The sequence below is a fragment of the Flavobacterium sp. CF108 genome, from assembly GCF_900129795.1.
GTDB lineage: Bacteria > Bacteroidota > Bacteroidia > Flavobacteriales > Flavobacteriaceae > Flavobacterium.
Genome location: NZ_FQWW01000001.1, coordinates 532782 through 552435, shown reverse-complemented (window position 1 = coordinate 552435; position 19654 = coordinate 532782). Strand labels below are relative to the sequence as shown.

The following is a 19654-nucleotide window of genomic DNA, read 5'->3' as shown; positions in this document are numbered from 1 at the left end:
AGAGACAGGATGCATTGCAAAACGAACGGGTTATATAAGTTTAATAAATAAGCCAAATAAAGCGGCAATGATTATTATATAAGGTTCGGGTAAATTTTTGACGCGAAACAAAGTAACAATTGTTATAACAGCGATAAAAGCTGTTGGGATATCAATTATAGTTTGAGAAGCAATTACAAGAACTGAGCCTGCCAAAGCACCAATAACCGCTGCTGTAATTCCATCAACAAATGATTTAACTGATTTATTTCCTGCAATTTTATGAAAATAAGGAGCCATAGCAACAGTAAATATATAACAAGGTAAAAATGTGGCTAAGGCCGCAACCAGAGCACCCAAAAAGCCGTCAACTAAATAGCCAATGAACCCTACAGTAATTACCACCGGGCCGGGTGTTATCATTGCTACAGCAACAGAATCCAAAAATTGCTGTTCGGTTAACCAATGATTTTCAATTACAACGCCTGAATGTAAAAAAGGTACAATGGCTAACCCGCTTCCAAATACAAATGTTCCTGCCTCGGCAAAGAAAATGGCAATTTTTATTAACGTTTTGCTTTCATAATTCCATAAAGGAACTTGTAGAAAAAGTATTGAAGTTATAGATTTTGAATTCCACCATTTAGGAGGTGACTTAATGATCATATATAAAAATCCTGCTCCAATAAATAACAAGACTGGTTCTTGCCGCATTATAAATGTTATACTAAAAGTAATAAGAAAAAACAGCCATAATAACCAGTTAGTCCTAAAAGACTCTATATTAAATTTACCAATAGATTTTACAGTAAGTTTATACGAACTTACAACTATAAGTCCGATAACGGCTGCACCAACACCATAAAATACAGCTTGAATCCAGGGCAGCCCTCCATATAATTTATATATAATTCCTAAAAGGACAACCATAATAAAGGAAGGTAGAATAAATGCAAACCCAATTAAAGTGGCTCCTATTAGTCTATAATGAACAAAACCTAAATATATTCCTAATTGAGCTGCCAATGGGCCGGGAGCTAATTGGGCTAAAGCCAGCCCCTGCTTGTATTCTTCTTCAGAAATCCATTTGCGATTTTCGACTAAATCTTTATGCATATATCCCACAAGAGCAACAGGCCCTCCAAAACCTATTGTTCCTAGTTTTAGAAAGTATAAAGTTAATTCTCTTAATGAATATTTTGAAGTTGTCATTGATACCGATATTTTTAAAAAGCAATTCCAAATTGAAAGCCCACCGTAAAAGAGGCAGGATGATCATTTCCAAAACGAACGGGAAACGGAACAGCCACAAAATAACTGCAATTATCGCTTTTTATAACCGTTTTATTAAGTACAGGAGTTATGCCGTATCTGCCGCTGCTTTCAAAAGCAGCTCTTCCAGCAAAAGTATAACCGTTTCCAAGAGCAACTAAAACACCGGGATGGAATAATAAATTGGTTACTTTATCGCTGTTTCCCTGTACTCTAATGTTGGGAACAACTTCAAAAGAAAAACCTATTTTTTGGCTCTTCCAGATATTGATTCCGGTAGGAAAACCAACAGCATAATAATCTCTAAAATTTACACTCGTTTGTTCATTGCTGAAAGTTGCAATAGGGTGCATAATTCCAAAATAACCCGTAATTTTTGGATAAGTAGTTTGAGAAAATGAATTGAAACTAAAAGAGAATAAAGTAATTATGAAAATGTGTTTAAATGAAATCATGATTAGTTTTGTTTATTAAGAAACAAAACTATCGAGAATGTAAATTAAGAAATAGAATGCTATTTACCTTTTGTATCTGGATTACTTTTCAAGGCATTTTTTCTATAAGAAGAAGGATTTTTTCCTGTTTGCAGTTTAAATATTCTTGTAAAATGACTTTGATCTGAAAATCCTGTCATGTAGGCAATTTCGGTTAAAGTATAAGTCGAATTTTGAATTAAGTTTATAGCTTTTTCAATGCGCAGTTTTCGAACATATTCACCAAAATTCAAATCTTCAAAATATTTAGAAAACTCCCTTGATAAATAAGAAGGATTTAGTTCTAAATCATTGGAGATTTTTTTTAAATCAAAAGTAAACTGCGCATCAATTTGATCCTGAATGATGTTCTTTAATTCTTTAACCCATAAAGGCGTTTTTTGACTGCTTTTTTTCTCAATCAAAAACTTATTGTAAACTTCGTGAAGTAAACTTTCAAACGGGCTGTTTTGCAGATGATTTTGCTTGTACAAATGTTTTGCCCAGCTGTACAATGCATCGTAGAGCTTTAATCCCGTTTCTAATAATTCGGCATCGTTTGTAATATTGTGCGAGAGTCCGGCAGAAATTGCCCAAAGTCCGGCGGCTTCTTTAGCAAGATCGTGACGGTCGGTATCGGCGCCTCGAACAATTTTTGCCATAATTAAAACCGCTGGATCAGCAATTTGATATTTTTTTATAATGTAATCAAAAGTACATTCTTCATTATAATGCGTAAATTCGACTTCCGGAATATCAAACGGAATCGCATCTAATTCTTTCGCTTTCGCTGCAACTTCGCTAAATGGCACATAAATAAATTCGGCATTGGCATCAACAAAATTTTTAATCAGCCATGGACAGGCAATTCTATCAATTTTGGGCCTTTCGCGCGTAATCCATTTCATTTAGCAGGTTTAAAATTAAAATTAATCGTTTTCATTTGAAGTTTTCCTTACACCGCCAAAACTCGTTTTCATCAATTCTCTAATCTGGAATTGGGTTTTATTTCGGGTTACACTCTTCCATTGATCAAAATCATAAATATGAATTTGCTCGGCATGCGGATTTGTTACAAAGAAAAGCCTCGATATTGAATACTTATAATATTTTAATTCATGCGAAATGTGACGGTCGGGTACGACAATAAGAATCGTATCCCAATCCAGAAAATTTTTGGGTACATCATCTCTTTCTGTTAATCCAAGAGATTCAAAAAAGGCCAGTATCTTTTGATCATTATTCTTATCGATTTTTTCATCGATACGTTTAATGGTGCTAAGAAGCTTTTTTTCATCTTTAATAACACTCATAATTATCTCTGTTTTTTAAATTTTTATATAAAATTACGTCAAATCAGAGTCATTTAAAAAAGTAAAGCCAATAGAATGATTCTAAATTTTTTAATCACCATTTTCAAACAGATTATCTGAGCTTATTGTATATCATTTGATAAAATACTATTAAGTTAAGTTATTTTTATACTCTAATTTTATCGTTCTAACTTTACCTAACCACGTTTTATGAAAATTGTTTCCCTTAAAAGAATTTTTCTGTTTGTCAGTTTTTTGCTTTCCTGTTTGGCTTTCGCCCAAAATAAATCAGAAAGAGAATTGATTTTAATTGATAAAGACTGGCGTTTTTCGTTTGGTCATTTATATGATACAGAAAAGGATTTTGGACACGCAACAGGTTATTTTTCATATTTGACCAAAACCGGATTTGGCGATGGCCCGGCGGCAAAAGATTTTGATGACCGCGCATGGAGAAAGTTAGATTTACCACACGATTGGGCAGTTGAACAGGAATTTAGTGAAAAAGGAAGTTTCAGCCACGGATTTAAAACAGCAGGAAAAGGTTTTCCGGAGAAAAGTATTGGCTGGTACCGAAAAAAAATCAATATCCCGGAAACCGATAACGGTAAAATTATCTCCTTAAAATTTGATGGTGTTTTTAGAAATTCAAAAGTATTTTTTAACGGCTATTATCTCGGAACAGAACAAAGCGGTTATAACGAATTTGAATATGATGTAACGGCTTATGTAAATTATGGCGGTGAAAATACAATTGTCGTTCGCGCCGATGCATCAATGGAGGAAGGCTGGTTTTATGAAGGTGCAGGGATTTACAGACATGTTTATTTACAAAAAACAAATCCGGTTCATGTTATTGAAAACGGAACTTATGTAACTTCTGAACTTAAAAATGATGGAGCTGATGTTACTGCCGATGTTACGATTGAAAATAAAGGAAATTATAAAGGATCAATTGAAATTGTTCAGACTGTTTTTGATCCTCAAAATAAACAAGTTGCCAATTTTTCTGAAAATATACTAGCTCCTGAATTTTACAAAACTAGTATTCATAGTTCCAAATTATATGTAGAGCATCCGCTTTTGTGGAGTATTGAATCGCCAAATTTATATCGTTTGGTAACGCAGCTTAAGCAAAACGGAAAGACAATTGATAGTTATGAAACTACTTTTGGAATTCGAACGATTGAGTTTGATCCTGAAAATGGATTTTTCCTTAACGGAAAAGCTTTAAAATTAAAAGGAACCAATAATCATCAGGATCATGCCGGAATAGGAACTGCACTGCCAGATGAAGTTCAGTATTTCCGAATTAAAAAACTAAAAGAAATGGGTTCTAATGCTTATCGCTGTTCGCATCATCCGCCAACTCCCGAGTTGCTGAAAGCTTGTGACGAATTGGGAATGCTTGTAATTGATGAAACGCGTTTGATGGGAATTAACGATTATCATTTGAATGATTTAAAGCGAATGATGGAGCGCGACCGTAATCATCCAAGTATTTTTTGCTGGTCGGTGGGAAATGAAGAATGGAATATTGAAGGCAATATTGTGGGCGAACGTATTACGAATGTGATGCAGAATTTTGCAAAAGGTATCGACCCAACAAGACCTGTAACGGTAGGAATCAGCAGTGGATTTAAAAGCGGTATTTCGTCTGTAGTTGAAATTATGGGCTATAATTATCTTGGAAACGGAGATATCGATGCACATAGAAATCAGTTTAAAAACCAACCCGGAATGGGAACGGAGGAAGGTTCGACTTTTGCAACGCGAGGGATTTATTTTACAGATGATACCAAACATTACCAAAGTGCTTACGACAGAAAACCTCGTCCAAGTTTTTACAGTATTGAAGAAGGCTGGAAGTTTTATGCCGAAAGATCTTATCTGGCAGGAATGTTTATTTGGACAGGATTTGATTATCGCGGAGAACCAACTCCTTATGGCTGGCCGTCGGTGACTTCGTATTTTGGAATGATGGATGTTTGCGGTTTCCCGAAAGACAATGTATTTTATTTAAAATCGTGGTGGGGAACGCAGCCTGTTTTGCATATTATGCCACATTGGAACTGGAGTGAAATGGAAGGCAAAGAAATCGATGTTTGGGTGCATTCTAATTGCGATGAAGTAGAACTTTTTCTGAACAAGAAAAGTCTCGGCAAAAAGAAAATGGAGCAAAACAGCCATTTAGAATGGAAAGTAAATTATGTACCGGGAACTCTTGAAGCAATTGGATATAAAAACGGAAAAAAAGTACTTTCTGATATTCAAAAAACAACTGGAAAAGCAGAAAATATTAAACTTTCTGTAGATAAAGAAAATGTATCAAATTCAAAAGTAACAGTTGTAACGGTTGAGGTTACAGATAAAAATGGTCTGCATGTTCCAACAGCAAATGATGAAATTACCTTTTCGATAAAAGGAGGGAAAATTTTAGGAGTAGGAAACGGTGATCCAACTTCTTTAGAAAAAGATCAGTTTCTTGATGTTATTTCGTTAGTTCAAATAACGAATTTTCAGGAACAAAAAGGAACAACAGCTGCTTTGCCACAAGAATTACAAAATTATGCTGAAAACGACTGGAAAACAGCTTTTAAAGACCGTGATTATAAAAACCAAGCACCATCTTATATTTACAAAGGTGAATTTGAGCTAAAAAACAATTTGGATTCAAATATCGTGAGTTTCTTTTACAAGAAAATTGGAGTAGAAACGGTAGTTTTTATTAACGGAAATAAAGTGAATACAAGTACAGAAGATTCTCAAAAATATATTTTAGATTCTGCAATTTTAAAAGAAGGTAAAAATACAATTCATATTGTCGCAACTCCACTTCAAAAAATAAAAGACTGGGACGTAATGAATACAGATCCCGGAATCATTCAGGTAATAACGCCATCTGAACCTTGGAAGAGAAGACTTTTTAATGGTTATGCTCAAATCATTATCCAAAAAGAAGAAAACGCTAAAGAAGTTATCTTATCCGCTTCCGCGAAAGGATTACGAGCTGGGAGTTTGAAGAATTAAGATTTAACAGCAAAGAGTGCTAAGGTTTACGCAAAGCACGCAAATGGAATAAAACTTTGCGACCTTGCGAGATTCTTTCATTCCAGTTAAAAAAAAACTTAGCGAACTTTGCGGTTAAAAACCTCAAACCTGAAACCTCAAACAAAATAAACCAAAAATATATTTGATTTTCATAACTTTGCAAAATGAAAGATCAAATGGATTGTCAGGCTTTAGATTTAGGAATAAGCGATTTAAAGCTAAAAGGCTTTAAAGTTTACGAGATAAACGGAGATATGAGTAAAATCCCTACTTATAACCGCCGTGATTACTACAAGATTTGTATTAATACAAGCAAAAGTCTTATACATTATGCAGATCGCGGGATAGAAACCGACGGAACGATTTTGTTTTTCGGGAATCCGATTATTCCTTATTCATGGGAAAATATTTCTGATGAATTTCACGGATATGCCTGCGTTTTTACAGAAGAATTTCTGAAAGTAACCGATCGCTCTGAAACACTTCATGAATCGCCTTTGTTTAAAATAGGAGGAACACCAATTTTTAACTTAACTCCTGAACAAAAGATATTTATAGATTCGTTATTTCTAAAAATGATCGAAGAACAGCAAACTGATTATGTTTTTAAAGATGATTTAATGCGCAATTATATCAATTTGATTATTCATGAATCAATGAAAATGCAGCCGTCTGAAAACTTCTTTAAACATAAAAATGCTTCTGCGAGAATTACGTCTTTATTTTTAGAATTATTAGAAAGACAATTCCCAATCGAAACTAAAAACGAACCTTTGGCTTTAAAAACACCTCAGGATTATGCGCAGAGTCTTGCCGTGCACGTGAATCATTTAAACCGTTCTGTAAAAGAAGTTACAGGAAAGCCAACAACGGCACATATTACCGAGAGAATCATCAGTGAAGCAAAAGCTTTACTGCAGCATACAGACTGGAGTATTTCAGACATTGGTTATTCGCTTGGGTTTGAATATCCAAGTTATTTTAATAATTATTTTAAAAGACTTACCGGAACGATTCCAAAATCGTTAAGAATGTAAAATTGTTTCAATTTCATAATTTTTTGTTTGAATATTGTTATTTCCGGAAAGCATTTCTGCCTTAATTTTGCCTTTGAAATTACGATACTAAAATAAGTTATCAGTTTTCAACAAACTAAAATACTACTTCATAAAGCGGATTCTAGCTTTTATTTTTAGTTTATAATTCTGATAATGAAATATATAAGTGATTTCAATAAAGTTAATCTCAAAAAAATAACTAAATTTATGTCAACAAATTATTCAGCCGTTATCGAAGAAGGAAAAGTCCCTAGTGCATATATGACGGGCGACGTTTCTTATAAGAAGCAAAGCAGTGATATTCATCCTGAAAATACTGTTATTAAGGAAGTTACTTTTGAACCTTGTGCAAGAAGCAACTGGCATATCAATGCAAGTCTGCACATGATTATTGCAAAAGAAGGAATAGGTTATTATCAGGAAAGAGGAAGCGCAGCTCGAATACTTCTTAAAGATGAAGTAGTTACGATTTTACCGGGAGTAGAACATTGGTATGGGGCAACTCCATTTGACAAGTTCTCGTATGTTGCCATTATCACAGAAATTGATAAAGGCCACGGAACCTGGTTAGAAAAAGTAACCGATGGAGAGTATTTTGTTTTGAGTCACTAAGTTTCTAAGATGCTAAGGGACTAAGTTTTCTAAAACCTGAAACAAAACAAAAAAACAATATGGAAACAAAAAACATAAAAGCCTTTGGTACAGAAGCTGCCGAAGCACCATTAAAAACCTTAGACATTCAACGCCGCGCTGTACAGGCACACGATGTTGAAATTGAAATTTTGTACTGCGGAATTTGTCATTCTGATCTGCATTCGGCAAGAAACGAATGGCACGGAACTATTTATCCAATTGTTCCCGGACATGAAATTGTGGGCCGAATTGTAAAAGTGGGCAATCATGTGAAAAATTTCAAAGTTGGAGAACTTGCCGGAGTAGGCTGTATGGTTGATTCTTGCAGAGAATGTGATAATTGCAAAAATGATTTAGAACAATATTGTGATCAAGGAAGTATTTTGACATTCAATTCTCCGGATAAACATTTGGGCGGAATCCAGACTTTTGGAGGTTATTCTCAAAGTATTGTGGTTGATGAAAGTTTTGTGCTGCATATTTCAGATAAATTAGATCTTGCCGGAGTTGCGCCTTTATTATGTGCCGGAATCACAACTTATTCTCCTTTAAAACACTGGAATGTTGGTCCTGGTCAAAAAGTTGGAATTGTTGGTATTGGTGGTTTAGGCCACATGGGAATCAAATTAGCAAAAGCTATGGGTGCTCATGTTGTAGTATTTACAACTAATTTATCTAAAACAGAAGATGCAAAACGTTTGGGTGCAGATGAGGTAGTTTTATCTACAGATCCTGAACAAATGGCTAAATATGCAAAAAGCCTGAATTTTATCTTAGACTGCGTTTCTGCTGAACATAACATCGATTCATACCTAAATTTATTAAAAGTAGACGGAACGTTAACTTTAGTTGGCGCTCCAATGGACCCGCTTCCTGTAACATCATTCAGTCTTATATTAGGAAGAAGAAGTTTCGCAGGATCAGCCATTGGCGGAATCGCTGAAACTCAGGAAATGCTGGACTTCTGTGCAGAACACAACATCACTGCCGATATCGAAATTATTGATGTAAACGACGTTAACAACGCTTACGAAAGATTACTAAAAGGTGATATTAAATATCGTTTTGTAATTGATATGGCTTCTTTGAAATAAGGTTCAGAGTTGCAAAGGTTCAGAGTTGCAAAGGTTTCTCACAGGGTTAAAAATAAAACCTTTGAGCCTTTGCAACTCTGAACCTTTGTACCTTTAAAAAAAAACAAAACCCCTCAAGCAATTCAACTCTTGAGGGGTTTTTTAGCAAAGATTTGAGGTTCTTAGGTACCAATTACTTAGGACCTTAGAATCTCAGAATCTTAGCTTCTTAAAAATAAATAATAACCAATTAAATTTATTTTACTTTTTATCCAGATTTTGTTTCAGCAGTTTAGCATGTTCTAAATGCGAAGTCAATCCTGCGATATTGTTCGTTGCCCAAAGCTTAACATCTTCATCATGTGCATCTTTAGCCGCTTTTTGAAGTTTGTCAATTGCTTTTTGGTGGCCGTCGATCATCATATCGGCGAATTTTTTATCAAAATCAAGACCTGATTTTTCGTTTAGTTTGTTGTATTCTTCTTGTCCTTCTTCAGTAAGGGAAGTTGGCAGTGTAAAGTTTTTGGCTTTTGCTAAAGCACTTACTTCAGATGCCGATTTAGTATGTTCATCAACCAGCATTTTACCAAATTTTTTCACTTCGGCATTGGTGCTTTTTTGCTGTGCCAATTTTCCTATTTCGATTTCAGCCAGGTTAATTTCAGCCTGATCTACTAAAAATTCAGAATCATCTTCTACATTGTCAATAGAGTCAAATTTGGCTTCATTAGCATCTTCCGCAACTTCTTTCGGATCTTCTTGTTTGGTTTCATTTTTACAAGAATTCAAGAATATAATAATAAGTCCCGCTCCTAAAATTGCTTTACTGGCTAATAATATCTTTTTCATGATTTTATAGTTTAAATGTTATCATGTAAAATTATTCAGAAGTTGTAAGAATAGCTTACAGGATTTTTAGAGATTTTTATATGATTTGGATGCAATGACTTAATAAATCAGTATTTATACGTGTTGTTGAATATCTATTTATTATTATAATTGTTTAAAATTAACTAAGTGTGTAAAATATTGTTTTTTTAACGCTTAACTTGTTTAAATACTAATCATAAAAGTTAAATTAATGAAGTTTACATATTTTAAATTTGAAAATTTTAAGGGTATTGAATCTCAAACTTTAAACTTAAGTAAAAATAATTCCAACAATGTATATACCCTTGTAGGATTAAATGAAAGTGGAAAAACGACTATTTTGGAAGCAATTAATTATTTTGCATATAAACCAGAATCTTTGGATGCTTTAGAATTAGACAGCTATGATGTTAGTGATATTCATAATTTAATACCTATAAATAAACTGGATAATTTTAATGGTAAGATTAAAATTCAAGCTTGTGTAGAATTAGATAAAAGTGATATTTCTGAGATAGAGAAAGAGTTTAAAAAACATGATATAACTTTAAAAGATTATAATACTGAAATTGTATATACTCAAAATTATAGTTTTAAAAATTCAGAACATTTGCCAGAAAAAAATGAATATTTATGGAATGTTTTTTTTAAAGGTAGTGTAGGTAAAAGTAAGATTGTAAAAGTATTATCAAATGAGCAATGTCTTATAGTTAGTAGTTTAATTAAAAAGAGAATGCCAAGCATTTTATATTTTCCAAATTTTCTATTTGAGTTTCCAGAAAAAATATATTTAAATGATAATATTGATGACCCCAAACACAAGTTCTATCAAACAATTATCCAAGATGTTTTAGATTCTTTAGATAACGATTTAAATATCCATGATCATTTAATAAAAAAAATTGAATCATCGGTAGAAAAAGATAAACGTAGCTTAACGAGTTTAATAAGCAAAATGCAAAGGAAGTTAACCGAGGTCATTTTTGATAAATGGAATCAAATATTTAAGAAGGAGATTTCACAAACAGAAATTATTTTAATTGCCAACAAAGATTCTATAGGCTCTTATCTTGAATTTAATATCAAAGATGATGTTGATAACTACAGAATAGTTCAAAGATCACTAGGATTTCGTTGGTTTTTTGTTTATATACTTTTAACACAATTTAGAGCATATAGAAGACAAAATGGAAATGCTTTTTTCCTTTTCGATGAGCCAGCATCGAATTTGCATCCATCCGCTCAAACTGAATTATTAAAGAGTTTTGAAAAGTTGCCAAATGTTATATATACAACACATAGCCATTATTTAATAAATCCAAAATGGCTAGAAAATACTTTTGTAATAAAGAATGAGGCTATTGATTATGAAAATGAAGTGAAATATAATTCAAAAAATACTAACATAAAAATTAATCGTTATAGAGAATTTGCTGTAAAGCATCCAAATCAAAGTAATTATTTTCAGCCCATTCTTGAGCTGTTAGATTATAGACCAACTAATTTAGAACTAGTGCCATTTTCTATAATAACAGAAGGAAAAAATGATTACTATACTTATAATTACATACAAGAAATAATATTAAAAACAAGGAAAAATTTAAGGTTTATTCCAGGGACAAGTGCAAGTAATCTAGAATCTTTAATTAGTTTATATTTAGGTTGGGGATCAAAATTTGTTGTTCTTTTAGATTCTGACAAGGAGGGGGCGAAGCAAAAAAATAGGTATGAAGAAAATTTTGGTCTTTCTGTTTCTGAACTTTTAATAACTTATGAAGATATTGATAGTGCCTGGAAAAATTTTGAAACAGAAAAAATATTTACAAAAGAAGATCAATTAAAAATTCAGCAAACTAATTATCCAACAGATTCAACTTACAATAAAAAACTTTTTAATAGAAGCATACAAGAATTATATATAAGGAATGAAAGTGTAGAGTTAAGTGCGGAAACCCTTGAAAACTTTAATCTAGTAATTAAATTTTTAAAAGGCAAAATAAATCAATAATTAAAAATTTTAAAAAAAATCCCAGTTCTTTAAGAACTGGGATTTTTTATATCAACAAACTCGCAATTCACCAAAATTTTAATTATGAAAGTAATAACCAAAATTGTATAACAGAAAAATCTTTCTTTTTGGGAACTTTGACTTAACCATACAACTATTACTAATCTAAATTTTTAAGTCATGCCAGATCCAAGAATTAAAAACGAAGCACAATACGAAGCACTTGTCAAAAAGGGGTACAGTAAAGAAAAATCGGCGCGTATAGCCAATACGCCAGATGCAGGAGAAAAAGGAGGAAGAGCAAGGCCTTATGAAGAATGGACAAAAGATGAACTTTATGAACAAGCCAGAAGAGTGGGGATTTCAGGACGTTCTTACATGAATAAAAAAAGCCTGATTAAATCACTTCGAACAAATTAAGATATAAATGCCGCAGATTCTCGCAGATTATGCGGTAAAGGATAAATGGATTAGGAAAAGATCGGGAATTATCTGGTGAATTTATTGTAATTAACCCGAGAGTTAATGTATCTCTTGTAAAAGCATAAAGTTTGAAAAACAAACAAAATTAGTATTAATTAAAAATCAATTATTATGTTACGTTGGACAGTCATATTTATTATTCTGGCAATTGTTGCAGGAATATTTGGTTTTGGCGGAATCGCCGCTGGAGCCGCTAGTATAGCAAAAATTTTATTTTTCATATTCTTAGTATTATTTATTATTTCGCTGATAAGCGGAAGAAGAAGTGTTTAATACAAGAATTCAGTAAAATAAGAACGAAATTAAAAACGGCACATATATCTCGGTAAATGTGTCGTTTATCTTTTAAAAAATATCAAATTATGGGAACTAAAAGCGGAGCTTACCAAGATGTATACATTAAAAGGGAAGACGAAATGGTAAGTTTAAAAAATGATGTAACAGATTTTTGCGAAAAGTACATCAAACCTGTGCATCCAAAAAATTGGGATTGGTCGACACGTGATTTCGAAAATCCTAAAAACGATCCAACAATTGCCGAAGCAAGGGCAGTAGCAAACGTAGTTTACAAGGATTTATTAGACGGAAAACAAACCGATGTCGATCTTTCGACTATGGACAATGTCGAAGCTATTAAAGCTTATTTAAACCCGAAAAGCAAACATGCCGATTTTAATATGGAAGAATTTGCTTTTGCCTTAAAAGTCGAACTCGAACACGGAAAAATCAGAGATGTAAACGTAACCAACAACCATCCTTTTCTAACGGCGATGATTGCACTTGCTCACATGACCGAAAGCCTGACGTACTATAAACGCCTTAAGGTGATGGAAGCCGAAGGCGAAATTTTTGAAATTATGCGTAAAATTGAAAGCTCAAAAATCGGAAAAGAAGAATGGTATAAAGAATTAGGCAAAGCCGAACAGGAGTTAACCGAAGCCAAAACAGGTTTAATTGAATGTTTGCAAAAAATGGATGATATTCCAGTTTTAGAAAAAATAGGCGATTAGGTTTTAAATCGCATAAAAAAACCGTTAGGTATAATTCTTAACGGTTTTTTGTTTTTAGAAGAAATTACAATCTTCTTTTATCTTCTTCTGTGTAATCATCATCGTCTTCTTCCTGAACATCATCTTCAACATAATCGTTGTTTTCTTCTTCGTCATCATCATCGTCAATGTCTTCTAGATCTTCTTCTGTTTCATTAAAGTCGTTTTCAAAAGTATCAGCAGGGTTGTCAAATTCGTCATTTTCGACTTGATCAAATTCTTCTTCATCAAGATCTTCCTCGATATATTCGTCCTCATCTTCTTCGTTAAAATCATTTTCATCTTCTAAAACGACCTCATAAATATCATCGTTGTCGTCTTCCAGATCTCTGTCTTTATGAAAGTCATCATCTAAATTGTCCAAATTACCGTCGTAGACGTCCGATCTCTCATCGAGATTAGGTTTGTTAGGATTATGGCTATTTCGAACCGTATAGCCGCGTTCTGCGTCTTCTGCGCGGTTGTTTTGAGTTTCTTGTGTATTTAAATCATAAAGTTCCTCATTCATAACCGTATTTTTGTCTGAAGCCGGACTTCCAGGATCTCTGGGAAAAGTGCCGTTTCTTTTATCTGTAGTATTCATGATGCTTATTTTAAAATTTTACATATACAAATCTAATCCTGAAACTCAAAGATTTCTTTATAGAATTACTAGTTGTAATTGTATAATTAACAGATGTTTATAATTCACGGAGTTAATAAAAATAAAAATACTGCACCAAAGTTGCATTTATGATTTTTAAACGGAGAAATTAACTTCTTTTCTGTTCTCTAAAGATTTTAAAACGTTCAATAAATTAATATTGTGATTGGAACAAAGATGTTTTTTAAATTAAAAAGCGGAATCCCAAGAAGCCAAAACAAAGTCTGAAAAAAAATCCAAATGAATAATCTGCAATTCAATTTTTGATTAATATATATTTTTCAGGAGCAGGGAATAGTATCAAAAAGGAAGCTTTATGCCGATGTTTTATTTACCTGGAATTTTTAGATATGTAAAATGAAAATATAATAGGATGTAAGAGCAGCAATAATCGCTATTTAAAGAGGGATTTCTATACTGACAATGTGGCATACATACATGTATTTTGTATTTATTTCCAGATCTTTATGTGTAATTAGTTAAATAAAAACTTTTACTTGGTTCTGGCGCTTAAAATCTTCAATAGCAGGTATGATAAAACATCGGTAAATTTTCTTTTTTCGGTAAAAACACTTAAAAAATGAACTTAATAGATCATCGGCAATTACTGTGGACTATTTTCAAAAATTTTCCGTTTGTTTACAGTCATTTATATGCAATTTTGAAAGTTTATTTACTTAAATTTTTTGTTTAAAACATTTTGTTTAAGTAGTTTAAAATCAAGTATTAAATGTTTTTTAAAATATTTATAAATTCTAAAATCGTAAAGAGTAGAGAGAATTGTTTTTAACCGTAAAGTCGCAAAGAAAAAACGCAAAGTCCACAAAGAAAATAATCTTAGCGAACCTTGCGTAAATCTTAGTGAACTTTACGGTTTAAATAACTACAATTTCAAATTCCCTTCAATACCATCATCCATAACTTTACCAGTCACAAAAGCTGCGGTCATTTTTGCAATAGCCACAATTTTACCGTTTTTATTGTTCCAGTAATAACCGTCTTCCGGTGTTACGGTAAGCACACTTAAATTCGGATCATCTTCGCCGCCCGGCATCCAGACTTTTACAATTGGGTCGTACAATTCTTTAATCGTTTCTCTGTCGTACGAAATTGTTGCAGTTCCGTGAATAGTCAGGAATTTATCGTGCGGTTCAGAGAAGAACAATTCAACTTGAGGATTCAGCGTAATCTCTGCATTGTGGCTGCTGTTTCGGTCAGATAGAAACCAAAGACGTCCCAAATCATCCACTTTTTGAACAGACATTGGTCGTGACTGCAGTCTGTAACTGTCGTAAGTGCAAAACATGCATGTTTTTATGTTTTCTGCCAATTCTTTGATTTTATCAGCAGCTAAATTTTCTGTAAGGTCTTTATGATCTCCCATGGCTTTATAATTTTTATATTTAATATTCTGATTCAAAAGCGTTTAAAATGCTCTATAACAAAATTGAGATTTTTACCATTGAATGGCTTACAGAATTATATTTTTAAATTATTATATTTCAATTAACTGTTTTTGTGAGAATTTTTGTACAAATTGTTTATTTTACTAATTTTTCCTATCTTTGAAGAAACTGATTAATTTACCTAAAAACATATGAAAGAATGGACAATATTCTACACAGATGATGATGAAGACGATTTAAGCATATTTACAGATGCCGTAGAGTCATTATCGCAAGATATTAACCTCCAGACTTACTCAGGTGGAGAAAAGCTCTTAAATGCCGTTTATAATCCGCCGCCAACTCCCAGTGTCATTTTTTTAGATTTGAATATGCCGGGAAAAAATGGTTTTGATATTTTAAACGAGCTAAAAGGTTCTAAAGAAAAAAGTGATATTCCGGTAATCATCTTTTCAACATCAAATGAACCCAGTATTATTGAAAAATGTCTCAATTTGGGCGCGAATTATTTCATTACAAAGCCGGTTTTAATGAAAGATATCATAAAATCGATTGAACACTCATTAACCATAAACTGGAAAGAGTTTGTTCCTGACAGAAAGACTTTTGTGTATAAATTGTAATTAAATTTAGAACATAAAAAAACGCCAGACTTATTACTAAAAATAAGTCTGGCGTTTTTTTTAGCTCAGGCAGAAAAATTTAAAAGTCGGACCTTGACCTTGTTTTGCTTTTATAATTCCCTTATGATTTTCGACATTTTTTTACAATCGCCAGGCCAATTCCGGATGAAAATCTAAAATTATAAAAATAAAATTTGATTTGTTTTGTGTTTTTTGAATGAGCTAACATTAAAATTAATAGAGTTAATTTTCATTGATTTTAATGATGAAATTTGAACTAACAAAGATTATGACCTAATCTTAAAATTAGTAAAATCATGAAAAGAGAACAAAAACACGAAACCGACTATATACAGAAATACCAGAATGAAGGCTATACAAAGAATTATTTATTTGAAAATGGCTGTTTGATTGATTCAGAAACTAAATATGCTTATAAACCAGATGAAATTTATATTGTAGCGCATCATCGTTATGAAGGAATGAGTGATCCGGATGATATGTCAATTTTATATATTATTGAAACAAAAGACCAGCAAAAAGGAACACATTTATTAGGATACGGCCCAACAGCAGATTTAGAGGAAGCCGATTTTTTTAAAGATATCCCGAAGAAAAATTATTCAAAAAACGCAGACATAAGTGAACTTATTATAAAATAAAATAGATAAGTATTTTTATTTTGCTGAGGAGCAGTTGTTCCAGATTTATTCTGGAGCAGCTGTTTTTTCTTTTTAAGGTTTAAAGGGGCAGAGGTTCAAAGGGACAAAGGTTTTGTAGAGACGCACTGCAGTGCGTCTTTTCTAAAGGTATTGAGAGGAAAACCTTTGTCCCTTTCTCCCTTTGTTCCTGTGCAGCTAAAAATTATGAAATTTCTGATTGAAATTGTATAAGGATTTGATTTGCAATATGTACGAAATTTGGTTTATAGAAAATGAGGAAAGAACCATAAGTTGTTTGAGTACACTAAAAATTAGTACAAAACACTTTTTTAAAATCAAAGAAAATGAAAAAACTTTACATAAATACCGGAGGACTTGATGCTGTTTTTAACGACTTAAAAGATAGCTTTAGCGGTGAACTTACTGCTAATAACAATGAATATAACTTAGAAATTAAATCAAAATGGACAAAAGGTTCCATTAAAGGAAACCGATTTGATGATAAAGTCCTATTCATGCATTTTGATCTTGAATTTGATCAGGAAGTTAGTTTAAGTATTGAATCTTTTAAAACCGCGCCTGTCTTTTTTGTTTACTGCGAAAACGGAAACGTAAGCCACAGTTTTGGTGCAAATGGAGAAAAGAAAGTTTTAAACAAAAAACAATCGGCTGTTTTGAGTAATTCTTCGGTTATCAATAGTGTTTTGTATTTTGAAAGCCACAAACGCATTCAGTTTACATTACTGGGAATACCAACTATTGAAAATAAAAATGCAGAATTGGTTACTCAGGTTAAACAGCATTTTACAAACGATTCCGGAAATTATATCTACATAGGAAAAGAAAATTCCAGGATCTCAAAAAGGATAAAAGAATACGAAACCATTCCGCAAAAAGGACTTGTTGGAACGCTGCTTAAAAAAAGTATTTTAAAAAATATTGTTGAAATAGAGCTAGAGCAGCACAGTTTTAATTATTTAAGAACATTTGATCCTGTTGTTAATCTGGCAATGAAACCGATTAATGAAATCAAACGAATTTCAACCATTAATTTTTCTGAAATGCTTGCCGCAGCAAAACATTTTAGAACAAAATATCATTTTTCATTTAAACCATACAATCAAAAACTAGCTAGCTGATAAGCATTATATATTAACTACTATTTACGAAAAAAAAACAGCTTTTATTGAAAGGCTGTTTTTTTTTAAGTGCTAAGATGCTGAGGTTTTTTGCTCACGGGTTTTACTGATTTAAGCGGGTTTGCGCAGATTTAATTTAATTTGTGTTGAGTTTTAATTTCGCAAAGATGCAGAGTCGCAAAGTTTTTCATTTAAGGCCACAGATTAAAAGATTAGAAGTTTTTTTAATTGCCTCCAGCTTTAGCTGGAGGTTTAAGAATAGATTCAGAAAAGGCTTTAGCCAAACTATATTGCGGTCTGGCTAAAGCCCTTCACATAATCTTACTTATTTCGCATCCAGCTAAAGCTGGACGCTATTGAATTTAAATAAAACTTTGCAGCTCTGCTCCTGATGGCTATCGGGATTGCGAGATTAAAACATCATCCAAAAAAAAGGTATGATCATTTTAAGTTTTTCTTAAATAATTGAATTCTTAATAAGCTGTCTTTTATAAATTCAATTACATTTTACAGAAATACATGGGAATTATGTAACGAATTAGATACGGATGTGAAAAGTAAAAAGCTCCTTTTTTTTCTAAATTTGAAGGTTTGACCAACCATATTTAAAATAGGATCAGATATTTTAAATAAGAACCTTTTCAAACCAATGATTCAATATTTTTTAACTCGTAACGCTTTATTCCCCATAACAGCATGGTATTAATTGTTGATGATATCAAGGCCAATATTATTGCCTTAAAGAAAACATTAGAACTCCACAATATCGACGTAGATACTGCCGAATCTGGTGAAGAAGCCCTAAAGAAAATTTTAAAAACAAACTACTGTCTTATCATTATGGACGTTCAGATGCCCGGACTTGACGGCTTCGAAGTAGTAAAAATTCTTTCTGGAAATAAACGAACCAAAGACATTCCCGTAATTTTTCTTTCGGCATTAAACATCGAAAAGAAATATATATTTAAAGGTTATGAAAGCGGTGCAGTAGAATATATTACAAAACCTGTTGATACTGATTTATTAATACTGAAGGTAAAAACCTTCATCAAGATCTATGAACAGCAAAATGAACTAAAAGGCATAAAAGACCTTCTTTCTAAAGAAATTAAAATTAGAAAAGAAGCGCAGGATAATCTCGAAATTAAAATCGCGGAAAGAACCAAAGAACTGGTTTTGAAAAACGAAGAATTAGAGATGAAAAACCACGAATTACAGCAGTTTGCATGGGTGGTTTCGCACGATTTAAATGAACCTATAAGGAAAATCCAGATCTTCATTAAAATAATCAAAGAACTTTATTTAAAAGATGATGAAAAGGGAATTGATTATGTCGACAGAGCCATAAAGTCTGCCGAAAGAATGCAGACCCTTATTACAGATCTTCTCGCATATTCCAGATTATCAGCGCAGGTTAAACCAGAAATTACAGATCTTAATGTAGTTTTACAGGAAGTTCTTTCGGATTTTGATTATTTGATTGAAAGAAAAAATGCCACAGTAAAAGCCACAGAACTCCCCACAATAGACAGTATTCCGAGTCAGTTAAGGCAGGTATTTCAAAATTTAATTGGAAATGCCCTTAAATTCTCCGGCGGTAATGAACCTCCTTTAATTGAAATTAGTGCGGAATTAATTGCCGATAAATCGTTTGACAGCCCAACCGCGCCAGAAGGAAAGTATTGCAGGATTGTGGTAAAAGATAACGGAATTGGTTTTGATGAAATTTATCTGGATCGAATATTCATCATTTTTCAAAGTTTAAATGACCGACAGACTTATGAAGGAACCGGAATTGGTCTGGCAATCGCAAAAAAAATCATAGAAAAACACAACGGATTAATAACGGCGAAAAGTGAAGTAGGCAAAGGCGCCAGCTTTATTATTGTTCTTCCCCTAAAATACGAATAAATACAATT

The 19654-nt window shown here is 32.5% G+C and carries 19 protein-coding genes; 12 read left to right on the top strand and 7 right to left on the bottom strand.

What is annotated here, in order from left to right:
• Positions 1 to 30 precede the first annotated feature (30 nt).
• The 4 genes from BUE10_RS02440 to BUE10_RS02425 are packed head-to-tail and all read right to left on the bottom strand — an operon-like array spanning position 31 to position 3037.
• A complete protein-coding gene (locus tag BUE10_RS02440) occupies positions 31 to 1191 on the bottom strand; it encodes a chromate transporter (RefSeq protein ID WP_073481970.1) in 1161 nt (386 codons plus the stop codon).
• Positions 1192 to 1205: 14 nt separating this feature from the next.
• On the bottom strand, positions 1206 to 1706 hold the full coding sequence (locus BUE10_RS02435; RefSeq protein ID WP_073481967.1) for a hypothetical protein: 501 nt from the start codon (positions 1704 to 1706) through the stop codon (positions 1206 to 1208).
• Positions 1707 to 1765: 59 nt separating this feature from the next.
• Positions 1766 to 2632, bottom strand: coding sequence for a chromate resistance protein ChrB domain-containing protein (locus BUE10_RS02430; protein ID WP_073481964.1), 867 nt, complete (start codon positions 2630 to 2632; stop codon positions 1766 to 1768).
• Between the two features lie 21 nt (positions 2633 to 2653).
• Entirely contained in the window at positions 2654 to 3037 is a 384-nt protein-coding gene (locus tag BUE10_RS02425) for a hypothetical protein (protein ID WP_073481961.1), read from the bottom strand.
• 210 nt (positions 3038 to 3247) lie between these two features.
• Here BUE10_RS02425 and galA point away from each other — a divergent pair, with 210 nt between their 5' ends.
• From galA to BUE10_RS02405, 4 genes are all read left to right on the top strand, one after another.
• Positions 3248 to 6067 (top strand): beta-galactosidase GalA, encoded by a 2820-nt coding sequence (galA, locus tag BUE10_RS02420; RefSeq protein ID WP_073481958.1) that lies wholly within the window; start codon positions 3248 to 3250, stop codon positions 6065 to 6067.
• Positions 6068 to 6252: 185 nt separating this feature from the next.
• The gene (locus BUE10_RS02415; protein WP_073481955.1) at positions 6253 to 7125 is read left to right on the top strand and encodes a helix-turn-helix domain-containing protein; all 873 of its coding nucleotides are present in this window, start codon (positions 6253 to 6255) and stop codon (positions 7123 to 7125) included.
• Between the two features lie 228 nt (positions 7126 to 7353).
• The gene (locus BUE10_RS02410; RefSeq protein ID WP_073483017.1) at positions 7354 to 7758 is read left to right on the top strand and encodes a cupin domain-containing protein; all 405 of its coding nucleotides are present in this window, start codon (positions 7354 to 7356) and stop codon (positions 7756 to 7758) included.
• 59 nt (positions 7759 to 7817) lie between these two features.
• The gene (locus tag BUE10_RS02405; protein WP_073481952.1) at positions 7818 to 8873 is read left to right on the top strand and encodes an NAD(P)-dependent alcohol dehydrogenase; all 1056 of its coding nucleotides are present in this window, start codon (positions 7818 to 7820) and stop codon (positions 8871 to 8873) included.
• Positions 8874 to 9113: 240 nt separating this feature from the next.
• Here the strand turns inward: BUE10_RS02405 and BUE10_RS02400 are convergent, their stop codons facing one another.
• Positions 9114 to 9701, bottom strand: a complete 588-nt coding sequence (locus BUE10_RS02400) for a DUF4142 domain-containing protein (RefSeq protein ID WP_073481950.1) — start codon at positions 9699 to 9701, stop codon at positions 9114 to 9116.
• A 232-nt stretch (positions 9702 to 9933) separates the two neighbouring features.
• Between BUE10_RS02400 and BUE10_RS02395 the strand changes: the two genes are divergently transcribed.
• The 4 genes from BUE10_RS02395 to BUE10_RS02380 all read left to right on the top strand — a co-directional run bounded on the left by BUE10_RS02395 (position 9934) and on the right by BUE10_RS02380 (position 13223).
• Positions 9934 to 11730: an AAA family ATPase gene (locus tag BUE10_RS02395; protein ID WP_073481947.1), complete on the top strand. Its 1797-nt coding sequence runs from the start codon at positions 9934 to 9936 to the stop codon at positions 11728 to 11730.
• Between the two features lie 180 nt (positions 11731 to 11910).
• Positions 11911 to 12150, top strand: a complete 240-nt coding sequence (locus BUE10_RS02390) for a DUF7218 family protein (protein ID WP_073481944.1) — start codon at positions 11911 to 11913, stop codon at positions 12148 to 12150.
• 174 nt (positions 12151 to 12324) lie between these two features.
• Complete coding sequence (locus BUE10_RS02385) at positions 12325 to 12486, top strand: DUF1328 domain-containing protein (protein ID WP_073481941.1); 162 nt, start codon at positions 12325 to 12327, stop codon at positions 12484 to 12486.
• An 89-nt stretch (positions 12487 to 12575) separates the two neighbouring features.
• The gene (locus BUE10_RS02380; protein ID WP_073481937.1) at positions 12576 to 13223 is read left to right on the top strand and encodes a DUF5661 family protein; all 648 of its coding nucleotides are present in this window, start codon (positions 12576 to 12578) and stop codon (positions 13221 to 13223) included.
• A gap of 64 nt (positions 13224 to 13287) precedes the next feature.
• Here BUE10_RS02380 and BUE10_RS02375 read toward each other — a convergent pair whose 3' ends face one another.
• Positions 13288 to 13845, bottom strand: a complete 558-nt coding sequence (locus BUE10_RS02375) for a hypothetical protein (RefSeq protein ID WP_073481935.1) — start codon at positions 13843 to 13845, stop codon at positions 13288 to 13290.
• 943 nt (positions 13846 to 14788) lie between these two features.
• Entirely contained in the window at positions 14789 to 15289 is a 501-nt protein-coding gene (locus BUE10_RS02370) for a pyridoxamine 5'-phosphate oxidase family protein (RefSeq protein WP_073481932.1), read from the bottom strand.
• A 213-nt stretch (positions 15290 to 15502) separates the two neighbouring features.
• Between BUE10_RS02370 and BUE10_RS02365 the strand changes: the two genes are divergently transcribed.
• From BUE10_RS02365 to BUE10_RS02350, 4 genes are all read left to right on the top strand, one after another.
• Entirely contained in the window at positions 15503 to 15934 is a 432-nt protein-coding gene (locus tag BUE10_RS02365) for a response regulator (RefSeq protein ID WP_073481930.1), read from the top strand.
• A gap of 317 nt (positions 15935 to 16251) precedes the next feature.
• Positions 16252 to 16596: a hypothetical protein gene (locus tag BUE10_RS02360; protein WP_073481927.1), complete on the top strand. Its 345-nt coding sequence runs from the start codon at positions 16252 to 16254 to the stop codon at positions 16594 to 16596.
• A 344-nt stretch (positions 16597 to 16940) separates the two neighbouring features.
• Complete coding sequence (locus tag BUE10_RS02355) at positions 16941 to 17735, top strand: hypothetical protein (protein WP_073481924.1); 795 nt, start codon at positions 16941 to 16943, stop codon at positions 17733 to 17735.
• Between the two features lie 696 nt (positions 17736 to 18431).
• Positions 18432 to 19646: a hybrid sensor histidine kinase/response regulator gene (locus BUE10_RS02350; RefSeq protein WP_073481921.1), complete on the top strand. Its 1215-nt coding sequence runs from the start codon at positions 18432 to 18434 to the stop codon at positions 19644 to 19646.
• Positions 19647 to 19654 lie beyond the last annotated feature (8 nt).

What these genes read in the sequence shown, in the direction of transcription:
- BUE10_RS02360 (WP_073481927.1), top strand. Translation starts at nt 16,252, where the DNA reads ATGAAAAGAGAACAAAAACACGAAACCGACTATATACAGAAATACCAG.
- BUE10_RS02385 (WP_073481941.1), top strand. Translation starts at nt 12,325, where the DNA reads ATGTTACGTTGGACAGTCATATTTATTATTCTGGCAATTGTTGCAGGA.
- BUE10_RS02365 (WP_073481930.1), top strand. Translation starts at nt 15,503, where the DNA reads ATGAAAGAATGGACAATATTCTACACAGATGATGATGAAGACGATTTA.
- BUE10_RS02405 (WP_073481952.1), top strand. Translation starts at nt 7,818, where the DNA reads ATGGAAACAAAAAACATAAAAGCCTTTGGTACAGAAGCTGCCGAAGCA.
- BUE10_RS02390 (WP_073481944.1), top strand. Translation starts at nt 11,911, where the DNA reads ATGCCAGATCCAAGAATTAAAAACGAAGCACAATACGAAGCACTTGTC.
- galA (WP_073481958.1), top strand. Translation starts at nt 3,248, where the DNA reads ATGAAAATTGTTTCCCTTAAAAGAATTTTTCTGTTTGTCAGTTTTTTG.
- BUE10_RS02375 (WP_073481935.1), bottom strand. Translation starts at nt 13,845, where the DNA reads ATGAATACTACAGATAAAAGAAACGGCACTTTTCCCAGAGATCCTGGA.
- BUE10_RS02435 (WP_073481967.1), bottom strand. Translation starts at nt 1,706, where the DNA reads ATGATTTCATTTAAACACATTTTCATAATTACTTTATTCTCTTTTAGT.
- BUE10_RS02430 (WP_073481964.1), bottom strand. Translation starts at nt 2,632, where the DNA reads ATGAAATGGATTACGCGCGAAAGGCCCAAAATTGATAGAATTGCCTGT.
- BUE10_RS02380 (WP_073481937.1), top strand. Translation starts at nt 12,576, where the DNA reads ATGGGAACTAAAAGCGGAGCTTACCAAGATGTATACATTAAAAGGGAA.
- BUE10_RS02355 (WP_073481924.1), top strand. Translation starts at nt 16,941, where the DNA reads ATGAAAAAACTTTACATAAATACCGGAGGACTTGATGCTGTTTTTAAC.
- BUE10_RS02440 (WP_073481970.1), bottom strand. Translation starts at nt 1,191, where the DNA reads ATGACAACTTCAAAATATTCATTAAGAGAATTAACTTTATACTTTCTA.
- BUE10_RS02370 (WP_073481932.1), bottom strand. Translation starts at nt 15,289, where the DNA reads ATGGGAGATCATAAAGACCTTACAGAAAATTTAGCTGCTGATAAAATC.
- BUE10_RS02395 (WP_073481947.1), top strand. Translation starts at nt 9,934, where the DNA reads ATGAAGTTTACATATTTTAAATTTGAAAATTTTAAGGGTATTGAATCT.
- BUE10_RS02415 (WP_073481955.1), top strand. Translation starts at nt 6,253, where the DNA reads ATGAAAGATCAAATGGATTGTCAGGCTTTAGATTTAGGAATAAGCGAT.
- BUE10_RS02400 (WP_073481950.1), bottom strand. Translation starts at nt 9,701, where the DNA reads ATGAAAAAGATATTATTAGCCAGTAAAGCAATTTTAGGAGCGGGACTT.
- BUE10_RS02425 (WP_073481961.1), bottom strand. Translation starts at nt 3,037, where the DNA reads ATGAGTGTTATTAAAGATGAAAAAAAGCTTCTTAGCACCATTAAACGT.
- BUE10_RS02350 (WP_073481921.1), top strand. Translation starts at nt 18,432, where the DNA reads ATGGTATTAATTGTTGATGATATCAAGGCCAATATTATTGCCTTAAAG.
- BUE10_RS02410 (WP_073483017.1), top strand. Translation starts at nt 7,354, where the DNA reads ATGTCAACAAATTATTCAGCCGTTATCGAAGAAGGAAAAGTCCCTAGT.